We start from the raw sequence: 305 nt of genomic DNA, 5'->3' as shown, positions 1-305 counted from the left end.
AACGACGTGTTACTTCCAACTGGTTTGTCGGCACGGCAATTGATATCCAGCAGGCAAAAGATTACGCACCCAGCCATTTCCTGCTCTACGTACGTTATTCCGCCGCCGGATGGCAGGGTGACATGGATTTACCGCCGCAGCCGCTGATACCTTACGCCGACTGGTAAGTTTTCAGATAGCGCCTCTCTTAATGCCGCTGCGATCGGGTATACTCGGGCGGCAATCTGGGATTTCCGGGGGGAGACAATTTGCGCGTAAGTCGCTCGTTAACAATCAAGCAGATGGCAATGGTGGCAGCCGTTGTC

1 protein-coding gene is annotated in these 305 nt (G+C 54.1%); it reads left to right on the top strand.

Translation table 11 applies throughout. The annotated features are described in order from the left end of the window. On the top strand, nt 1-167 hold a 167-nt coding region (locus tag LZP73_RS21575), incomplete at its 5' end, for a cellulose synthase subunit BcsC-related outer membrane protein (RefSeq protein ID WP_373171507.1). Nucleotides 168-305: the final 138 nt, after the last annotated feature.

The sequence above is a fragment of the Shewanella sp. AS16 genome (assembly GCF_021412365.1).
Classification (GTDB): Bacteria; Pseudomonadota; Gammaproteobacteria; order Enterobacterales; family Shewanellaceae; genus Shewanella; species Shewanella salipaludis.
The sequence above is the reverse complement of the archived record's forward strand: the minus strand, read 5'-3'. Positions and strand labels throughout refer to the sequence as shown.